15 protein-coding genes are annotated in these 18167 nt (G+C 51.1%); 8 read left to right on the forward strand and 7 right to left on the reverse strand.

Annotated elements, in window-relative coordinates:
- The first annotated feature begins 6 nt into the window (after positions 1 to 6).
- The 6 genes from aceF (at position 7) to rng (ending at position 5692) form a co-directional block, all read left to right on the forward strand.
- The gene (gene aceF, locus BLR00_RS03995) at positions 7 to 1383 is read left to right on the forward strand and encodes a dihydrolipoyllysine-residue acetyltransferase (RefSeq protein WP_074630914.1); all 1377 of its coding nucleotides are present in this window, start codon (positions 7 to 9) and stop codon (positions 1381 to 1383) included.
- A gap of 66 nt (positions 1384 to 1449) precedes the next feature.
- Positions 1450 to 2187 (forward strand): nicotinate-nucleotide adenylyltransferase, encoded by a 738-nt coding sequence (gene nadD, locus BLR00_RS04000; protein WP_081346635.1) that lies wholly within the window; start codon positions 1450 to 1452, stop codon positions 2185 to 2187.
- Positions 2184 to 2681 (forward strand): ribosome silencing factor, encoded by a 498-nt coding sequence (gene rsfS / locus BLR00_RS04005; protein WP_074630916.1) that lies wholly within the window; start codon positions 2184 to 2186, stop codon positions 2679 to 2681. The genes nadD and rsfS overlap by 4 nt, the downstream gene beginning before the upstream one ends.
- Before the next feature lie 15 nt (positions 2682 to 2696).
- A complete protein-coding gene (gene rlmH / locus BLR00_RS04010; RefSeq protein WP_074630917.1) occupies positions 2697 to 3164 on the forward strand; it encodes a 23S rRNA (pseudouridine(1915)-N(3))-methyltransferase RlmH in 468 nt (155 codons plus the stop codon).
- 165 nt (positions 3165 to 3329) lie between these two features.
- Positions 3330 to 3953, forward strand: coding sequence for a Maf family protein (locus BLR00_RS04015; RefSeq protein ID WP_074630919.1), 624 nt, complete (start codon positions 3330 to 3332; stop codon positions 3951 to 3953).
- 287 nt (positions 3954 to 4240) lie between these two features.
- Complete coding sequence (rng, locus tag BLR00_RS04020; protein WP_074630921.1) at positions 4241 to 5692, forward strand: ribonuclease G; 1452 nt, start codon at positions 4241 to 4243, stop codon at positions 5690 to 5692.
- A gap of 88 nt (positions 5693 to 5780) precedes the next feature.
- Here rng and BLR00_RS04025 read toward each other — a convergent pair whose 3' ends face one another.
- Positions 5781 to 6980 (reverse strand): ammonium transporter, encoded by a 1200-nt coding sequence (locus BLR00_RS04025; RefSeq protein WP_074630923.1) that lies wholly within the window; start codon positions 6978 to 6980, stop codon positions 5781 to 5783.
- 294 nt (positions 6981 to 7274) lie between these two features.
- Positions 7275 to 8012, reverse strand: coding sequence for a PEP-CTERM/exosortase system-associated acyltransferase (locus BLR00_RS04030; protein ID WP_074630925.1), 738 nt, complete (start codon positions 8010 to 8012; stop codon positions 7275 to 7277).
- 600 nt (positions 8013 to 8612) lie between these two features.
- On the opposite strand from BLR00_RS04030, the gene BLR00_RS04040 reads away from it, so the two are divergent.
- Positions 8613 to 10031 (forward strand): cytochrome P450, encoded by a 1419-nt coding sequence (locus BLR00_RS04040; protein WP_074630930.1) that lies wholly within the window; start codon positions 8613 to 8615, stop codon positions 10029 to 10031.
- 30 nt (positions 10032 to 10061) lie between these two features.
- Here the strand turns inward: BLR00_RS04040 and BLR00_RS04045 are convergent, their stop codons facing one another.
- The gene (locus BLR00_RS04045; RefSeq protein ID WP_074630932.1) at positions 10062 to 10925 is read right to left on the reverse strand and encodes a fatty acid desaturase; all 864 of its coding nucleotides are present in this window, start codon (positions 10923 to 10925) and stop codon (positions 10062 to 10064) included.
- Between the two features lie 1011 nt (positions 10926 to 11936).
- On the opposite strand from BLR00_RS04045, the gene BLR00_RS04050 reads away from it, so the two are divergent.
- Entirely contained in the window at positions 11937 to 13550 is a 1614-nt protein-coding gene (locus tag BLR00_RS04050) for an FAD-binding oxidoreductase (RefSeq protein ID WP_074630935.1), read from the forward strand.
- 96 nt (positions 13551 to 13646) lie between these two features.
- On the opposite strand, the gene BLR00_RS04055 is transcribed toward BLR00_RS04050, so the two are convergent.
- From BLR00_RS04055 to BLR00_RS04065, 4 genes are all read right to left on the reverse strand, one after another.
- A complete protein-coding gene (locus BLR00_RS04055) occupies positions 13647 to 14495 on the reverse strand; it encodes a PEP-CTERM sorting domain-containing protein (protein WP_081346637.1) in 849 nt (282 codons plus the stop codon).
- A gap of 65 nt (positions 14496 to 14560) precedes the next feature.
- On the reverse strand, positions 14561 to 15112 hold the full coding sequence (locus BLR00_RS16185) for a hypothetical protein (RefSeq protein WP_143007623.1): 552 nt from the start codon (positions 15110 to 15112) through the stop codon (positions 14561 to 14563).
- A gap of 603 nt (positions 15113 to 15715) precedes the next feature.
- On the reverse strand, positions 15716 to 16561 hold the full coding sequence (locus tag BLR00_RS04060) for a PEP-CTERM sorting domain-containing protein (protein ID WP_074630938.1): 846 nt from the start codon (positions 16559 to 16561) through the stop codon (positions 15716 to 15718).
- A gap of 627 nt (positions 16562 to 17188) precedes the next feature.
- Positions 17189 to 18034, reverse strand: a complete 846-nt coding sequence (locus BLR00_RS04065) for a PEP-CTERM sorting domain-containing protein (protein ID WP_074630940.1) — start codon at positions 18032 to 18034, stop codon at positions 17189 to 17191.
- Positions 18035 to 18167 lie beyond the last annotated feature (133 nt).

The following is an 18167-nucleotide window of genomic DNA, read 5'->3' on the forward strand; positions in this document are numbered from 1 at the left end:
AGAAGCGTGGCAGAGACTAAACAGGTATTGATTCCGGACATCGGTGACTTTAAAGACGTTCCCGTGATAGAAGTGCTGGTGAAAGCCGGCGACTCGATCAAGGTGGAGGACTCGCTGATCGTGCTGGAATCGGATAAGGCGACAATAGAGGTGCCCTCCCCTTTTGCGGGTGTAGCCGGGGAAGTACTTGTAAAAGTGGGTGATAAGGTCTCTGAAGGTATGCCCATTTTAGTGATGCAAGTCGCTGAAACGGACAATTCGGTGAAAACTTCTCAAACCGCGCCATCATCAGGCACAGCTTCACAGCAGGCTTCCGAGCCGCAATCTCTTTCCGCACCTGTCCGGCACGCCGATTCTTCGGCAAATTCAGAGGCGGAGACCTCTCGATCGGCGCAGGCCTCAATTCCGCAGGCAACCCATCAATCCTCTACACGTCCACCGATAGACGAAGCCGCCTTCGTAAAGGCCCATGCGAGTCCCTCGGTGCGGCGAGTTGCGCGCGAACTGGGCGTGAATCTGGGATTGATAAGCGGCAGCGGCCCGAAACAGCGCATACTCAGGGAAGACGTACAGGCCTATGTCAAGGCTGAATTATCAAAACCACGCGGTGGCAATGGCGCGGAACTCAATCTGCTGCCTTGGCCGCAAGTAAATTTTGCGAAATTCGGTCCGGTGGAGTTGAAGCCGTTGTCGCGTATCAAAAAAATATCCGGAGCGAATCTGCACCGTAACTGGGTAATGATTCCACATGTGACACAATTCGACGAGGCTGACATTACGGAATTGGAAGCCCTGCGCAAGGAGTCCAATGAGGCGTCAAAAAAAGATGGCGTAAAGGTCACGATACTTGCCTTTTTGATGCGAGCATCGATAGCAGCATTAAAGAAATTTCCTGAATTCAATGCCTCACTGGATAGTGCTTCGCTTGACAGTGCTGGCGGCGAAATAAATCTGGTAATGAAGCACTATTACCACCTTGGTTTTGCGGCGGATACGCCAAATGGGCTAGTGGTGCCGGTCATTCGCGATGTTGATCAGAAAGGTGTGATCGACATCGGTAAGGAAATGGCCAATCTTGCGGTACTGGCTCGCGAAGGTAAGCTGAAGCCCACTGAAATGCAGGGCGCAAGCTTCACTATCTCGAGTCTGGGAGGTATCGGCGGCACCGCATTCACGCCCATCATCAACGCGCCGGAGGTGGCAATTCTCGGCGTATCCCGTGCCAGCATAAAACCTGTTTATCGCGATGGCCAGCTTGTTCCCCGTTTAATGCTGCCGTTATCCCTGTCTTATGACCATCGCGTAATCGATGGCGCAACCGCCGCGCGCTTCACTGCACACCTGGTCGAGGTGCTGGCCGATATGCGCCGGGTACTGTTGTGAGAAAGAGTTCGCCGCAGCGAAATGCCAGAATAAAGAATTTCAATCCAACTCCCGCCAAACCGAGAAATGAGCGATCAACTACCGGATTCAGGTCGACAGGAAACTGTTTCCGCACTCCCTCATCTCGGGTCTTTTCAGTCAATGAGATCCGAGTTTCCGCTCATTGGTATTTTTGGCGGTACCTTCGATCCGATTCATTACGGCCACCTGCGTGTGGCTGAAGAAATTGCCGAGACGATCAGCCTGCGAGAACTGCGCTTCGTACCCGCCGGTGTTCCGCGGTTGCGTTGTGCTCCCGCCGCATCGCTTCAACACCGTGCCGCGATCGTGCGTATTGCGATTAGGGGCAATTCCAGATTTGTACTGGACGAGCGCGAAGTTCGCCGTCATGGTGTAAGTTACAGTGTGGAATCGCTGCGCGAGCTTAGGCGGGAGATGAGGGAGCGCGCCATACTATGTTTCGTCATCGGGGCGGACGCGTTCATGAAACTCGCCGAGTGGCATAGCTGGCGTGAACTGTTCGGGTTATGCCATTTCATCATTGTGGCTCGACCGGGTTATGCGTTAGCATCGAATCTGCCGCAAGAATTGGAAGAGGAGTGCGCGCAACGCTGGGTATCCAGCGCGGATAGCCTTAAATATACATCCAGTGGACTGGTTTTTATCGCGCCGACGACTTTACTCGATATTTCCGCAACGACCATTCGTGCGCATATCGCCGCTGGAAAAAGCGTCCGTTACCTGATGCCCGACGAGGCTCTCGATTATATTGCAGCGAATCACTTGTATTCAGGAGAAGGATGACACTCGCTAAATTGGTCAAAATAGTTGTTGCCGCGCTGGAAGAAATAAAAGCGCACGATATCGAAGCGCTGGATGTAACCCGGATAACCACTTTGTTCGACCGCATGATTATCGCAAGTGGGGATTCCAATCGCCACACCAGGGCTATTGCGAACAATGTGGTGGAGAAAGTCAAAACCGGTGGCGGTACGGTTTATGGCATGGAGGGTGAGCAAACCGGAGAATGGGTACTGGTGGATTTGGGAGACGTGCTGGTACACATCATGCAAACCACGGTGCGTGCCCACTACAATCTGGAAGAATTATGGGCAGAAGCGAAAAAGAAAAAGATAAGCAAGGCAAAGGCCGGTGCCGGTGAAAGCAAGGTTCTTCTTGAACCTCTTGTTGTCAAGTCATCGACTGCCAAGCCATCGACTGCCAAACCACGCAAAGCCTCTGCTAAATTGGCTTCACCGATCAGGAAAAAATCTCCCAAGCCTAGCGACGCTAGCTAAATCTGAGCATTTCGTATGAAATTTCTTGTTTGTGCGGTGGGTCACAAAATGCCGCAGTGGATTTCGGCGGGTTTTGAAGAGTACACCAGGCGCATGCCACATGAAGTCACCATTGAATTGCTGGAAATCAAGCCGGAAAAGCGTAGCGGGAAGAAACTGGAACAGCTGCTGGCTGCCGAGGCTGTTCGCATCCTGGCGGCCCTACCCCCCAGGTGCCGGATGGTGGCGATGGATGAACGTGGTAAACAATTGACTACTGCCAAGCTGGCGGATTCCATTACGGAATGGATGAGAAATGGCGGTGATACCGCCTTTATCGTGGGTGGAGCGGACGGGTTGGACGCCGGTATCAAGAGTTCGGCGGATGAGGTTTTGGCGCTATCCGCACTGACACTGCCGCATGGTTTGGCGCGGATACTGCTGGCGGAACAACTGTATCGCGCGGTATCCCTTATCAAGGGGCATCCTTACCACCGGGTGTAGCAGGCACAGGCCGTAAACATTTGAACCCAAATCCGGCAGTCGACCGCTCATTGAGTAGATCAGTATTATGATTAATGACAATATTTCGTATTATTTGACGCCCATCATTCAGGTGAGCCCGCTCCAATTGCCGAATTTGGATTGAATAGAGTATTCACAGAAAATATGACTCTACCGGAGAATCGCATTTATCTTGCTTCCCGCAGCCCCCGCCGGCGGGAGCTGTTGAAACAGATCGGAGTAAATTTCGCAACGCTATTACTGCGTGAAGCCTTACCCCGCATGGCGGATGTTGATGAGACTTCAATGCCGGATGAGGCGCCGGAAATTTACACCTCCCGTATCGCCCGGACCAAGGCCGGGACAGGGTGGATGCAGATTATGCAGCGCAAGCTGCCACAGCTCCCGGTGCTCGCTGCCGACACGATAGTGGTCCTGAAGGGCCGTGTTTTTGGCAAGCCGGAGAGCGCTGCCCATGCGCAAGAGATGCTCCGTGCGCTTTCGGGCCAGACTCATCAGGTATTGACCGCGGTCGCGGTAGCTGCGCAAAACGGAATACATGTGCGCACCTCCGCTTCCACGGTACGATTCCGCCACATCAGCGAACGCGAAATTCGACTGTACCTTGCCAGCGACGAACCGCATGACAAAGCCGGCGGCTATGCGATTCAAGGGATAGCGGCAGTTTTTGTAGCGGAGATTTCCGGCAGCTATAGTGGCGTGATGGGGCTGCCGCTGTTCGAGACCGGGCAACTGCTGGAAGAATCGGGTATAAAAATATTTCCCTAGGGCCTGTTAACACTTATTTCGCATCCGCGTTTTTTGTGCGCAACCCGAAGGGACGGGACGGATTCCATCCAGCCCTTCGTTACTCGCCGCTTACGGAGGCCTGCTCCGCTGCGCGGCTCATGCCTCGTGCTGGATGAAATCCGTCGCCGTCGCGGGTGCAAAATAAGTGTTAACAGGCCCTAGGTAAAAAGGTAAAGATTTATTGACGAAAAGAGACCCTGCGGTTCATGGCGCTCCACTGAATAACGAGCTAATCAATGAACAGTCAACTGCCGGATTCAGGATTAATGACTAGCGAAATTCTTGTCAATGTCACGCCGCAAGAGACCCGTGTTGCCGTAATGGAGCACGGTGCGGTGCAAGAACTGCATATAGAGCGTACCAGCAGCCGCGGAATTGTCGGCAACATTTACAATGGGCGCGTCACACGGGTACTGCCGGGGATGCAATCGGCTTTCGTGGATATCGGTCTGGATCGCGCCGCCTTTCTCCATCTGGCCGATATTTGGAGGCTGCGCCAAAGCGAGGATGCCGATAAGCCCATTGAAAGACTACTGTACGAGGGAAAAAATATTCTCGTCCAGGTCATCAAGGATTCCATTAGCACCAAGGGTGCGCGATTGTCCACTCAAGTGAGTATTGCCGGGCGGATGCTGGTATATCTGCCGCAGGTGTCCCATATCGGGATTTCACAGCGTATCGAGGATGAAACCGAGCGCAAGCTATTACGCGAAAAGTTGAAACACCTGCTGCTGCCAGGCGAAAAAGGTGGCTTTATCGTTCGCACCATGGCGGAAGCCGCCAGTGAGCAAGATTTGCAGACAGATATCGATTACCTGTACAAGCTATGGCACGACATTGAAGAGAAATCCTCAACCGGTATGCCCGGACTACTTTACCAGGATTTGAATCTTAGCCATCGTGTATTGCGCGATTTCGTGGATGACGGCACGGCGCGTATTCTGGTGGATTCACGCGAAACCTTTCAGAAAATGATTGTTTTTGCGCGAGACTATATGGCGAATGTGACGGAACGAGTCGATCACTATGCCGGAGAGCGCCCCTTATTCGATCTGTATGGCGTCGAAGATGAGATTGAAAAATGTTTGGCGCGACGGGTAAACCTTAAATCCGGTGGCTACCTCATCATTGATCAGACCGAGGCGCTCACCACCGTGGATGTCAACACCGGCGGGTTTGTCGGCGTGCGGAGCTTCGACGACACCATTTTCAAAACCAACCTGGAAGCGGCGCAGGTCATCGCACGCCAGTTGCGCCTGCGAAATCTGGGCGGCATTATCATTATTGATTTTATCGATATGGAAAGCGCGGAGCATAAAAATGCCGTGCTCACCGAATTCAAAAAGTCGCTGATGAAAGACCGTACGCGCATGACCGTCAATGGCTTCACCGCGCTCGGGTTGGTGGAAATGACGCGCAAACGCACACGAGAAAGCCTTGCCCATATTCTGTGCGAAACATGTCCTACCTGCCAGGGGCGCAGCGAGGTCAGAACCGCGCAAACGATGTGTTACGAAATCCTGCGCGAATTATTGCGCGAATCCCGTCAATTTGATGCCCGCGAGTTCCGTATTCTGGCTTCACAACAGGTCATCGATCTATTCCTTGACGAGGAATCCCAAAGCCTGGCCCAACTTGGCGATTTTATCGCCAAGCCCATCAGCCTGCAGGTAGAAGCCGCTTATACACAGGAACAATATGATGTCATTCTGATGTAGCGGTTGTCCATGCTACCGAAAATTCAGCAGCCATCCGTTCCGCTTCCTGGCATCGTTTATTCAAGATTCCTCAGGTTCGTATCTCGATTTAGTGTCCCCCTCCCATACCCTTGATTTCAGGAGGTGCGACATGAGTGAATTCCTCACTGTCCTCGTAGGCTAGATGTGTCGTCCCTGTGGCTTTGATCGCTGCACCGGCGATGAGTCCGGCAACGAAGGCGAACACTACGCTGAAAGTAATACCAATGAGCTGAGATGCCGCGATACCCGGCACTACCATGATGGCAATCAATGCACCTAACAATCCGGGCATCCCATGCAGATTATGGACGCCGCAGGTATCAACGATTTTGAAGCGTCTTTCCAATGCTGGTTGAATGAATACATACCCGATGACGCTGACAGCACCCGCCAACAGACCAATTGCGAAAGCGCCTGAAGGAGATACGATATTGCATGTCGATCCAATGGCTACTCCCCCGGCCAGCGCCGCATTCGCCATGTCGACCATCGATGTCTTGCCTTTGTGGAAATACGTACTCAGGAAATAGGTGCTGAGTGTCGCTCCGCAAAGCGCCAGCACAGTGTTGACGACCGTTTGCGGCATCTGCTCGAAAGGTACGATAGCAGTGGCGAAACTGGGCCAGAAAAGCCACAGTACCATTGAACCAATCATCGCGAAGCGATCAGAAGTCTCGTCGGATTCAATCGGTTGACTACGTTGTCGGGAGGTGGTCAAAGCAAGGGATAACCCCAAGCCAAAATAGGCGCCAAAGGCGTGAATAATGACCGACCCGGCAGTGTCCTGATACCCCTCCGTCAGGCCCATCCCGTTGTCCAGCACCAGGTATTCGTTCATCAGATAGGCGGGAACCAGGAAAAGTGCCAGTAATGCATACTGGAAAACCCGTAAGCGACCCAGCACGGCTCCCATGGCAATCAATGCTGTCGCCACCGCGAATTCGGCGAAAAGCAAAGCCTTTACGGTGTTTGGCGCAATTTCGTGGCCCAGGATTCCGTTGGCGCGCAGCAGCATGTAAAGGGGAAGACCCACTGCCACTACTAGATAGGTGCCGGTTGTGGCGCCAAATCCATATCTTCGTACAAACACCATGAGGAAACCGAAGCCTACCAGCAACATCGCCAGGATATGAATCACGTAGTTATACTGAGCCACTTGCCGTGCCTCGCTGAGCTCGGAGCCAGCGCTCTCACTCGCCCAGGCACTGAAACATAGAAGAAACAGACTGGCCGCACCACACAGCGTCAAGCAGAAGCTTTTTCTCATTTGACTCTCCCTGTTTTTTTGCAGTTTATTGAGCCCTACCCATGCATGAGTGTGAACCTCAATAGCCTTAAATACAATAGGGATATGGAGTCTCATTGAGAGGTGTAACTTATTGCTGCAAAAAGACATGCGATAGAGTGACACCAGCCGCGGGAGTCTGCTGGAAAGCTGTAATGAAGCTTGATTGGACGTAGGGCAGGGTTGTGGTTTTAAGATACGCGGGGCGAAGTCATACAAGCCTCGTATATGTCCTATTCCATAAGCTTTTGTTTGAAGTCATTCGCAAAGAGTTTGTCATGGTGTGCCGTCTTCTACATCTGCTGCGATGGTGCGGTAAAGCGAACGAAACATGCGTCGCATATTATTGATGATGCCGCTGATACTCATCATTGAGGGTATACGTTTACCGTGATGCTCAACCGGGCTTCCGATGGTTTGAATCTTGACACCCAGTTTCCCAAAATGAGCCGCCTGGCGTTCCTCTGTCAAAACGAACAGGGTATCAATTCCATTCAGGCGCGCCAATTCGATAGTGCCGATGTAAAGACCGATCGGAATGTAGGGAAAGCGCGGGAGATCGGGTGTCCCGAAATCCTCATCCGAAATGCCGACGGTTTTAGTGGCTTCGCCTTTACGCCTGCGGTAGCGCGAAATAACTGCGAGCCGTGACACTTCGGCAATGCTCTGACGCGGCAATTTCGCCGGATCGACGATCGAAAGGTCCAGTGCATTGGTACAGGCTATCTCGAAAGGCAGGGAATGCTGGTGATTTTCCGGATCGGTGCGGACAATGCGGGTACAACCGATGAATTCATGTGTACTTACGTTGCGTATCAGGAGGTGCAGCGAACAAGCGTCATATTCATCGATTTCACGCCCATCCAGCCGCATCGGCTCAAATTTCAGATCTTCGCAATAAACCTGATGCCGCACGCGATATACTTCATCTTTCAATGCTTCCGAATAAGCCGGTACAATTTCAAAATACTGTTTGAAGGCATTGCCCAGATCAAATATTTTTGGTAAAAACATGGCGAGCGCGCTCCTGAAACACTGTTATTCGTAGTAATTCCAACTTTTTCAAGCTTCTAATATGCATGTTGCAATCAATCAGTCATTCTGTGTTCTTTTGCAAAGTTAGCTTGCCAGACATCACACATTTTTGTGAGCATAGCCCGGCTTGAGCATATTTACAAACGCTATAGCCCGGCGAGCGGGAGATCCAAGCGCGCTAAAGTATTTCGATGAGTTCCAAAGATGGTGCTTCCTTCGCTGCGATTGACCGGGCGCTGGTGACGCAACCCAATGCTATGTTAGCGGGTGAGTTGACCGCCACCTGATCAAAAAGTGAACATTCAAGCATTCTGCAGCCTGATGAAAGATATGAACGGCGATTTCAAGGCGAACTTTATTTTTTCAGCCCCGCTTACTTATCAGGGCGATATCGGTCGATGGGTGCATAACGAGCCGGCCGAATCGGAAACCAGGGGTCGAGGTGCACGAGAAATCAGTCACGAATGGTTGGGTTGTTTTTCATTAAATTGGTCACGCTACGGTTGAATGTGTTAGTGCGCGGCTGGCTTCGCGGCGCATGAGTCGCATCCTAAGTTGGTTACTCTGGAGATACAGACAATGAAGACTCAATTCGAAACAACCACGGATTTACAGAGCCTGCCGCTGCCGCCTGGAATTCCCATACTCGGAAACCTGCTGCAGCTTGAGGCAACGCGCCTTCATTTGATCCTTGAAGATTGGTCCCGGAGGTATGGTGATTTTTACCGGTTAAAGGTGGCGGCCCGCACCGCGCTGGTGGTCTCCGACTGGCGGGCGGTTTCCGAGATTCTCCGGGCGCGGCCGGAAACGTTCCGCCGTTTTTCCTCAATCGAGACCGTCTTTGGAGACATGGGAATTTCAGGCGTATTATCGGCGGAGGGTGAGCAATGGTATCGGCAGCGAAAACTGACAATGCGCGCGTTTGACCCCGGCCATCTGCGTAACTATTTTCCAAGCCTCGTAAAGATTACCGAACGGCTACGGCAACGCTGGCTACGGGCGGCGGAGCAGGGAGAATCCATTGACATTCTGGCGGATCTGATGTGCTACTCCCTCGATGTTACCGCTGGTTTGGCATTTGGTAGTGAGATCAATACTATAGACGGGAAGGATGCCGCACTTCAAAAATCTTTGGATATGATCTTCCCGGCTATCAATCGCCGGCTTAACACACCTTTTCCTTACTGGCGCTATTTCAAGTTACCATCGGATCATGCACTTGATAACAATCTCCGTACATTGCGCGACAAAGTTGATACTTTTATAGTACAAACAAGGGTTCGTATGAATGCCGACTCTTCGCTGTTCGACCAGCCGCGCAATCTGATTGAAGCATTTGTTGCCGTACGCGATCAGCCGGATTCAGAGTTCACGGATGAGGATGTTTATGGCAACGTCTTCACGACTCTGCTCGTTGGAGCGGATAGCACAGCGAATGTATTCGCGTGGATCAGTTACTTTCTTTGCGAGGATTATGATGTTCAAGCCGCGGTGCAGGCTGAAGCCGCCGCCGTGCTTGAGGATCAGACCGTACTACAGGATTTTGGCCGCATCTCATCGCTCCGGTATATCGAAGCAGTGGCGCAGGAGGCGATGCGTTTGAAACCGTCGGGACCGGTTGTCTTTCTTGAAGCGAAATGCGACACCATGGTGGGTCATGTCAGCGTAGCTCAAGGCACGCCGATCCTCGCTCTCATGCGACTTGGGGGGCTAGATTCACAAAACTTCCCTGACCCGCAACGATTTGATCCAAAGCGATGGGATGGGACAAGCAATCACGCCGAGATGGGGGCATCGGCTAAGCGGATTGTAATGCCGTTTGGGGCAGGACCACGTTTATGCCCTGGCCGCTATCTGGCGTTGCTTCAGATCAAAATGCTGGCTTCTATGCTAGGTCGAAACTTTATTATGGAGCGGGTGGACCAGGTATCAATCGAAGAAAGATTCAAATTCACGATGGAACCCGTGAACCTTAAGGTTAAATTGACAAAACGATAAACCTCGCACAGACTGAAAACTCACTTCGCATCAATCCACATTGACCCCGGATCTATCCTGAAATAAAGAAGGTTGCGATTTTAATACACGCCGCCGGAAGAAGTCACCATACCCATATAACACACTTTCTTTATGTACAAGCCCAGCCTCCATGTACATACGATGTACAAGGGGCAAAGTTGAGAACGACAGGCCGGGATACATATGATGGTAATGGTGCAAGGTAAAATTCAGGTTGGGCAAGAGCGCACGTTCCCACCATGAAAGCTCAATCAGGTGTGTGGAGTCATTGAGTTCTGTCGAATTGACATTGTATTTATGTTCGCTTAGCGCCCCAAGGCGCACCAGGCACTGAGCAACCGTAAGAAGCGGCAAAATCCAGTATAAAAGAAAGTAAGACCAGCCTCCGCTTAAGGATAACGCGGCTGCGACTATCATCCAGAATGCGAAGCGTACCCACTTTGGTGTCGGGTTTCGCCGCCGGAATTCATCACGCATACCGGCGGCTTCGGGCCGCTTTCCACGAATCAAGCGCCAAATGTTGAGCCCAAAGATGTCACCAAAAAATAGACGCATGAGTTGCCGCCGTGACATCGGAATGCTCCATTCAGGTCCGGATTTACGGGCAAAGTCAGGATCCTTGTCTGTATAGAAGTACTTGTGATGCGCCAAATGTACTTGGGCATAACCCTCAACCGATAGCACGAGCAATGGGTAAGCGGCAAATAAATTAGTGATCAGATCGCCATAGCGTCCGCGCGATCCTAGTCTATGAACTTGCTCATGCACAAGTAGGCCCAGCAAATTCTGGCGGGTACCCACCAGAAAAATAGCAAGCAGACTCACCCATATACTCTCTGCCCAGATCGCGAGTGTGATCGCGGCGGCGATCACACACCATGCGCTAAACAACTGCCATATGAATAAAAGAGGACGCGCTCCTACTAGGCTTCTGATATGGGTTTTTATCTCGGCTTCTCGTATTCGATCACCTGATTTTATTATAGGAGGTAGAGCCTCTCTGTTAATAAGGGATATATCCATACCACTTGAGCTCCTTGGATACCGAAGGCGCTTTTTAGAAAGAAGAGCCTGTCGTAATGCGATCAGCGTTTGTCCAGTCCAGGTTTACTGTTTATCCGTGCCAAGCTTAAAGGCTAACACCGATCGCAGGTTTTTATCGCTAAAAATTATTGCTCCCAGGATCAAGCAAATGATCATCAATATGGAGCTTGTCTAAGAACAAAAGAAAAACCAGGAAACCATTAAAAGATTTTTCTGGCTAGTATTAATATATACGCTGGATATTCCGGCTCTAATTGGGATAATACCCGGAATTCCGGCTCTATTTTCTCAATTGCTCCATGTGCGGACGTGCTAGGGGTGTGAAATTTGATGGCGTCTGTAGCGAGCAATTTATTGAACAGACGGCATCGAACGATGCCATCCTTTCCGCTGACTATATATTGTAATACTTAAAGATGGAGTGCGTCTATGATCCTTCCAGCTTATTTGGGGCCTCACCGTGGAGTCTTCAGAAATTTTGCCATAGTACTTCTGTCATAGTACTTCTCTAAGGGAGTGTATAGCTATCTCGACGCCTTACTGGTAGAGTCTCCAAGTATACTCGCCAAACATGATCACCCAGTTTTAACTTCAGTCCAGAAACAAGGATTGTTCGATCATGCGTGTATCCGTGTCAGTATCTACCGTCTGCAGTCGCGAGAGAATTTCCGAGCCCGGATTCGTTTTGGATTTCACGTTTTCATCCATCATCATCAGCCCACTGCGAGGATTCCGCCAGTTGCTGCCTACATGAGAAGTAGACGCTGCGTGTCGTTGCACCTGTCTGATGGCCCGTAAAATATTGCTATTTCAGCATCGATTTCTCTGGAGACAATTTTTATGGATCGCGAAAGTCAATACAAATTATTCCTTGAGAGGGTGGCTGACGAACTCGGATCGGATCGGGTGTTCGGCCAGTTAGCGGCCGAAGTCAAATATAGTGTTTGCACTACCGGTGTACACCGGACTATCCCGGGAGCCGTTTGTCCTGTGTCCCAAGGACAGATTAAGGTCATCATCAAAGCATCACGAGAGCTAGGGGTACCGCTGTACCCTGTCAGTACGGGTAATAATTGGGGTTATGGCAGCGCAAATCCGGCTATCGATGGGTGTGTAATTGTTGATCTTTCAGGTATGACTGGCATTACGCTGGATGTCGAAACCGGACTGGCCACGCTTGAACCGGGTGTCACCCAGCGACTTCTGCAGAAGTATCTTGATGAAAACTCACTCAGATTTCTTTGTCCAGTCACTGGTGCCGGTCCTGATTGCAGTCTGGTTGGAAACGCGCTTGAACGCGGTTATGGCATGGTCCCGCATGCTGACCACTTTCTATCGGTGACGTCTCTTGAGGCGGTACTTTCCGATGGCAGAATTTACAAGCCTCCGCTTGCCGAACTGGGCTGCGTTGAAGTAGACAGGGCCTTCAAATGGGGAATTGGACCATTTCTCGATGGCATCTTCTCTCAGGGCGCATTTGGTATCGTCACGCAGATGACAATTGCGCTTGCACCGGTTCCCGAGCGGGTGGAGGCTTTCTTCTTTGGATTGCCACACGATGCCGACATCGAACGCGCGGTGGAAGCCGTGCGTGCTTTATTAAGCGAAGTTGGCGGGTCGCTTGGTTTAATCAACCTGCTGAATACACGCAGGGTGTTATCGATGATGGAGCCCTACCCCCGCGATCAGCTTGATCAAAATGGTCTCATTGACGAACAGTATCTTTTAAAAATGGCTCGCCGAAATCAGGTCATGCCCTGGATGGGGACGGGCGCAATATATGGTAATGCCAGCGTGGTTCGCGCCGTCAAGTCCGTGATAAAAAAAAGGCTCTCCGGTATCGTCAAGAAATTGGTTTTTTTCACACCGGAGTCGGTAGGCAATCTTAAACGGCTAAGTCGTCTTATCCCTGGTGAATCGGGCTTGGGGCTGCAAAACATGTTTGGTCTGCTTGACAAGACCTTGCAGGCACTATCGGGCAAGCCTAGCGAGATTGCCCTTCCTTTGGCTTACTGGGTTTCGGGTAAGCGGCCGGAAGATAACACTCCGATGAACCCGGCGCGGGATGGTTGCGGCTTGATATGGTATTCGCCCCTGGTGCCCATGCGTGCGGACAGGGTTCGGGAGTATACGAAGATGGTGCACGAGGTCTGCATTGCGCATCGTCTTGAACCTCTCATCACGCTGACCAGTCTATCCGATCGCTGCTTCAATAGCACAGTGCCATTGCTCTTCGATCGCGCCAGTGAAGAAGCAATAGAGCGCGCCAGGCAATGTTATAACGCACTATTCGAGGCGGGACGCGCAATCGGCTGTATTCCGTATCGCGCCACCGTGGATTCGATGCAGCATTTTATAGACCCTGAAACGCCTTATTGGCAGACTGTCGCCGCCCTCAAACGAGAGCTCGACCCTCACGGATTGATAGCGCCGGGGAGATATTCGCAGAGTTGAGTCTGTAGAAGTCTTATTGTCGTGGCAAAAAAAACGCACCCACATAGTGAGCGCGTTTTTTTAGTGGCCAAGCTATTACTGCGGTATTGCCGCTGATCAGGCCTTGCGGCGACGAGCTGCTGAACCCAATCCGAGAAGACCGATGCCGACTAGTGCGAGTATGCCGGGTTCGGGGATCTGGGTGTCGCCACGCAGATTTGCCGTTCCTTGAAAGCACCACGCTCCTGCCACAGCCGTTCCATTCTGGCAACCGTTGGCAAAACCATGCAACTGATCGAAAGGATTCAGGACCCTATTGTTAAATGAACTGGTCAGCACGATGTCTGTGGGATTACCCGCAGCATCTAACACACCATTCGCGTTGAGATATGAGATTACCGAAGCATCTCCGGGGCCTGATACATCAAATAAGCCAAAACCCGTACCGCTTGCGGTTGCGCCAGTCAAGACGCCGCCACCATTCACTACCGCCAGAGGATCGGCGATACCACCGAGATTGCCGTGACCTGTCAGCGTTACCCAGGGATTCCCACCGTTAAGTGCCAGGATTGTCGCGAGATTGGTCGGCGAGTCATGATTCAGCAAGTTGAAAGGTGAGGTATCGCTTAGAAAAACCGAAACCGTTGCGCTGGTGAACTCTACGTAAGAGGAACTGAAGTTCTGTGAATTGTTGAAGTTCGCAACATAAAACAACCCGCAATTACCGCTTCCATCGGCGCAATAGCTACTATCTCCATTAAGAGTAGTGATGTAACCGTAAGCGGTAGCGTTCTGCCCGTTTCCATTGATAAAGGTTTGGGCCAGAGTGGCGGTTTCCAGGTGTATGTTGATAGGATTTGCCCCCAATGCTCCGAAATCAACACCGCCGACAATAATCGCCGATGCTGGAGCCGATGCCGCGATGCCTATTGCGGCAAGAAGCGTTGTTATAGTTTTGTTCATCATGTGATCCTTAAAAGGTTATAGAAGTAACATTATTTTGGTTCCAACCCCACTGGGGAATTTGAATTTCACTGAACCTTTTGAGCTGCTACTAACTTATAAGCAATCTCCGTGCCCGATATAAAATTATTTATTATCTTATTGATATATAACAAATAAGTCATATATATGGAGTAGTTCGGTGAGATCTCATCTGTCAGAGTGTCAAAACCTGTGACAGAAGTACTGAATTTTGATAGTACTTTGGTACAGGTGAAATAGCCGCGCAGATGACCGTTGGTGTTTGCACCTGGTCCTCGGTGGTTGGCGCGGATCGCGCGCGTACCGAACAAATCGGGGTGGATTTTCCCACTCCGGTCGACAGCACCAAGTTCGCCGGCATGGCATCGTGCTTCATTTGAGCGGGGGCAAAGCCCACGGTTGGCGGATAGCAGGATTGGTCGTAGCAGCCGTGGAGTTTGCGGGCAGTTCCTAACCGTCATGCGACGGCGCGCCAGAAGCACCATCTTTGGACTCTGGTGGCCGGGGGCTCCAAGTGTTGGGCGAGACGAACTGTTCAATCGGTTGCCGAAGTTGATGTCGGCATCCATTGAAAGTTGCTTCGATAATCCGGCATTCAAGACGCCAAATCCTATTTGGCGAGCGGGCGTATTTCGGCATCGGTGCAACAGCGCCTCCAAAATTGCCGAAAGCTCGATTCTACGAAGTTGTGCACGCTGCGCTGGAATGGGGGGCTGGAGATCCACCTAGCGCAGCCGTTACGAAGCTCACCAGGCAATGCTACAAAGCATTATTTGCGTGCGGGGGTAAGATCGCTGTATTCCGTATCGAGCCATTGTAGATTCAATACAGCCTCTTATAAAGCCTGAGACGCCTTACGGTAGGCTGTCACCACACACTCAAAAACAGGAGCTGGATCCTAGCGGATTAACGGATGTTTTCATAAATTCGCTTGATTATTGCGCAGGATTTCGTGTTATAGGGGATTTTGTAAAAAAGTGGCGTAGCTATTCATGCGCGCCCGACTGAACAAAATTTCCATACGAAACAAAGACCAGAGAGGATCTCTGAATTTATGAACATTCGGATTATTAGTGCCAAGGAGATTCTCGCAGGGTTGAATCTGCTGAAACTGTGGTGGTGGCGCATAAAAAAACGCGCCCACCATAGTGGGCGCGTTTATCTTTGGTTATAAAAGTTCGTTACTTCGACATAGCGACTAATCAGGCTTTCCGGCGGCGAACTGCTGCGCCCAATCCGAGAAGACCAATACCGACCAGCCCGAGTATGCCGGGTTCCGGAATCTGAGTGTCTCCGCGTATATTTGATGTGCCTTGAAAGCACCAGGCTCCTGGCGCGGCTGTCCCATCCTGGCAACCATTGGCAAAACCGTTCGCCACGTCGAAAGAATTCAGCACGGTGTTACTAAATGAACTGGTCAGCACAATGTCTGTTGTACCACCCGCGGCATCCAGCACACCGTTTGCATTGAGGAAAGAGATCACCGATGCGTCGCCGGGACCCGATACATCAAATAAGCCGAAACCCGTACCGCCTACGGTTGCACCGGTCAAGATACCACCACCATTAACAACCGCCAAGGGATCGGCGATACCGCCGAGATTGCCGTGGCCCGTCAGCGTTACCCAGGGATTTCCGCCATTAAGCGCCTGAATTGTCGCGATATTGGTTGGCGAGTCCTGATTCAGTAAATTGATAGGTGCGGCATTGCTAAAAAAAACCGAAATGGTTGCACTGGTGAATTCAACGTAAGAGGAACTGAAGTTCTGCGAGTTATTAAAGGTCGCGGTATAAAACAGTCCGCAATTTCCGCTTCCGTCGGCGCAATAGGTGTTATCGCCATTGACGGTGGTGATGAACCCGTAGATAGATGCATTTTGCCCGTTACCATTTATGAAGGTTTGGGCAAGGGTGGCTGTCTCGATGTGAGTCCGGGTCGGATCTGCCCCCAATACCCCGAAATCAATACCGCCGACGATAACCGCAGATGCCGGAGCAGATGCTGCAATGCCGATTGCGGCAAGAACCGAAGTTATAGTTTTATTCATGATGTGACCCTCAAAAGATTAAAAGTAATTGCTTGGTTCCCAGCTCCGCTTGGGAGTTTGAATTTCCCGAGCCTTGATGCTCACTTTTATATAAGCAAACCTCGTACCTAAAATGTATAACATTTCTTAACTAGCTAATATTAATATGAAAGATGGTATCTTTTAAACAATTCAGTGAGATCCTTTTTATTAAACTATTAAAATTCTCGACAGAAGTACTGAATCTCGACTCTTCCAGAGTGTTGACTTGCATTGAACCCCATGGCCGTCAGCCCATGCCGCTGAAGAGCATGTTGCGCCTCTATTGCATGCATCTACCGTGGCCTGGTGAAGCTGTACTTGCTGTGTGTGGCAGCGGTTGATGGTCGCCTAAAGGGTGAAAGTACGTCCGCAGCACCCCAAAGCGGACAATGAAGCAGAAAAAAAAACTCGGCGACGAACGCACCGAAGAATGGGCTGCCGGTCGATCTGTATTCAAAAAACCGGCAGTAGTACCCAAGAATCTGGAAGCCACTCTTTGTTCAGCGCTTCCTTAATTAAAGTTGTAGCCATCATACAAACAGACGCGCCCACTCTAAGTGGGCGCGTCTGTTTGTGTAAAGCTTGTTACCGCGGTATTGCGGCTGATCAGGCTTTGCGGCGGCGGGCTGCTGCGCCCAATCCAAGAAGACCGATGCCGACCAACCCGAGTATGCCGGGTTCGGGGATTTGAGTGTCGCCACGCAAATTTGCCGTCCCTTGAAAGCACCAGGCGCCCACCGCAGCTGTCCCATTCTGGCAACCGGTGGCAAAACCATTCGCTACGTCGAAAGCATTCAGCACTGCGTTGTTAAATGAGCTGGTCAGCGCAATGTCCGTTGCACCACCCACGGCGTCCAGCACGCCGTTTGCGTTGAGGAATGAAATCACCGAAGCATCGCCTGGACCTGTCACATCAAACAGGCCAAAACCCGTACCACTCAAAGTTCCACCGGTCAAGATACCGCCGCCATTCACTACCGCCAAAGGATCGGCGATACCGCCGAGATTGCCGTGACCCGTCAGCGTCACCCAGGGATTTCCGCCATTAAGTCCGTTAATAAATGCAACATTGGTCGGCGAGTCCTGAGTCAGCAAATTGAGAGGGGAGACATTGCTATAAAAAACCGAAACGGTTGCACTGGTGAATTCGACGTAGGACGAGCTGAAGTTTTGCGAACCGCTAAAGGTCGCGGTATAGAACAGCCCGCAATTACCGCTTCCGTCAGCGCAATAGGTATTATCGCCATTGACGGTCGTAATGTACCCATAGACAGTATTACTTTGCCCATTACCATTTACGAAGGTTTGGGCAAGCGTGGCGGTCTCCAGATGTGTACGGGTGGGATCTCCCCCCAACACCCCGAAATCAATGCCACCGACGATGATCGCCGATGCCGGAGCCGATGCTGCAAGGCCGATTGCGGCGAGAACCGAAGTTATAGTTTTATTCATGATGTGACCCTCAAAAGATTAAAAATAATTATTGGTTTCAACCCTGCTGTGGGAATTCAAATTCCCCGAACCTTTGTACCCATCTTCATATAAGCAAACCTTGTGCCTGAGATAGCTATCTTTCAATAAGTTA

The sequence above is a fragment of the Nitrosospira multiformis genome (genome assembly GCF_900103165.1).
Lineage (GTDB): Bacteria > Pseudomonadota > Gammaproteobacteria > Burkholderiales > Nitrosomonadaceae > Nitrosospira > Nitrosospira multiformis_D.